At 65.4% G+C, this 2066-nt stretch carries 2 protein-coding genes; both read right to left on the bottom strand.

Features of this window, described 5'->3' with window-relative positions; genetic code table 11:
• Positions 1–32: 32 nt before the first annotated feature.
• Positions 33–1391 (bottom strand): HNH endonuclease signature motif containing protein, encoded by a 1359-nt coding sequence (locus tag VMD50_RS09715; protein ID WP_325427213.1) that lies wholly within the window; start codon positions 1389–1391, stop codon positions 33–35.
• A 111-nt stretch (positions 1392–1502) separates the two neighbouring features.
• Positions 1503–1847, bottom strand: coding sequence for a DUF732 domain-containing protein (locus VMD50_RS09710; RefSeq protein ID WP_325427211.1), 345 nt, complete (start codon positions 1845–1847; stop codon positions 1503–1505).
• Positions 1848–2066: the final 219 nt, after the last annotated feature.

The raw sequence follows: 2066 nt of genomic DNA, 5'->3' as shown, positions 1-2066 counted from the left end.
CGGTTCAAGAAGTAGGCGAGGGGTCAAACGGCTCAAGGGTCCTCGTCGTCATCGAAGAGGCGCTCCGGGTGGTGATAGTCGTTGGTGCGCGCGCCGCGGTCCAAGTGCGGAGGCGGGATCCACTCGGTGCGGCCGTCGGGCAGTTTCCTTGTTGTCCAACCCATTTCCAGGAGCCTGTGGTTGGGCTGACAGGTGAAGGTGAGCTTGTCGGCGTCAGTGCGGCCTCCCATTGCCCAGTCGTCGATGTGGTGGACCTGACACCAGTAGCCCGGAACGTTGCAGCCCGGGTGGGTGCAGCCGCGGTCCTTCGCGTAGAGGACGATGCGCTGATCCGGTGAGGCGATGCGGCGCGTGCGCCCGAGATACAGGGGCCGGTTCGAGTGCTGGTCGAACACGGCCAAATAGTGATAGGCGTGGCTGGCCATCCGGATCAGGTCGCGCATCGGCACCAGCGTGCCGCCGCCCGTCATGGCCCGGCCCGCGCCGGAGCTCAATTCCTGCAGCGTCGTGGAGACGATGACGGTGACGGGCAATCCGTTGTGCCGGCCCAATTTCGGATCGCCCAGCTGGCCACGCACCAGGGCGTTGAGCGCGTCGTGTTGGCGCTGGGCGTGGCTGCGCGAATCTCTGCGCGCGCGGTCTTCATCGGGTTCCCCGGTGACGCAGGCGGTTTCGTCGTCGGGATTGCACATCCCGGGCGCCGCGAACCGCGCCAGCCACGCATCGAGGCTGGCGCGCAACTCCGGCGACGCCACCAGCTTGCCGAGGCTCATCCCGTCGGCCCGCTGGCCACACCAGGTGAAGCCGCGCTGGCGCGCGCGGTCGGCGTCGGAGAACTTGCCGTCCGGATTGATCCACAGCGCGCACCGGTGGGCCACCTTCTCGAGCTGGTCGGGACGCAGCTCCACCGCTTGCCGGGCGAGGAATCTCTCGGCCCTTTCCACCGCGTCGACCGGTGTCTCTTCCGGAAGGTCGTGGACGAACGTCTGAATCACCCGCAGGTGCTGAGCGTCGAGCATTCCGGCGCGCCAGGCCTGGGCGGTGGCCGGCAGCTCCGGTGGCAGCTCCTGGCCGGTGAGGGTCGAACGCGCGGAAAGCTGTTTGGCGTCCCGGAGCCGGCGGGAGGCCTCGGTAGGGCTGATCCGCAGCCAGTCGGCGACCACCTTGTGGACGGGACCGCCGACGGCGGCGGGATCCTCCTTTTCCAGGCCCGCGATCACGTCGTGGCTCACCGCGATCTGCCGCCGTCGAGCCGTCTCCATCCGCTCCAGCGCGCGCAGGCGGACGGCAGGACCGAAGTGAGCGAAATTCAACTCGCCAATGGCTTTCAGGGCAGCATCGAGCGCGTCCAATCCGGCACCCAACTCCGGCGGCAACTCGATCGAACCCACGTTCGAATGATATGGGTTGCCGCCGAACGCGACAAATGGCCGAGGCGGTCCCTGTGGATCAATATCGAACTGGGGATAACTTCATACGATCAGACGCACAAAAGCGATTCCTCAGTAGTTCGGGCAAAGATCGGCCACCGCGTAGTTAACCAGTTCGTTCGCCTGGGCGGGGGTCAGCCCTCGACCACCGAGCTGGGCGTCGGAGCGTTGCAGCGCCATGTTCTTCAGCTGTGCGGGGGAAACGCCATACGAGACCTGGGTGCACAGCTTCTGGCCCACCTGAAGCAGCGCGGGGTCGCCGCCGTCGACGTCGTGGATGCCGGCGTTGTGCAGGTCGTTGAGGTACGACGCGGCGTCGGCCCCGGCCGGGCCTGCCCAGGCGATGCCGGCGATCAGAAGGGAGCCACCCACCGCCGCCGAACGCATAAATCGACGGTTTTTCCTCTGTGCCCTCATAGCTTCATCTCCTCTGCCAACTGACTGATTTGGAAGAAAGGCGCTACTGAATGGGCTGCCGAGGGCATTGGCACATCGGCGCCGATAATGAGATTACGATAGCGTGTCCAGCTGTGAAACAGCTTCGAAACTCGTCCAAATTAACTGTTGTCAAAGGCGAATATCCAAGGCGCGCCCACATTTGCGCGACGGGTGCAATTTTCGAGGGACTGCAAGGCC

Origin of the sequence: Mycobacterium sp. (assembly GCF_035506235.1) — a bacterium.
GTDB lineage: Bacteria > Actinomycetota > Actinomycetes > Mycobacteriales > Mycobacteriaceae > Mycobacterium.
Note: the sequence above shows the minus strand (reverse complement) of the source record. Positions and strands in the feature narration are given on the sequence as shown.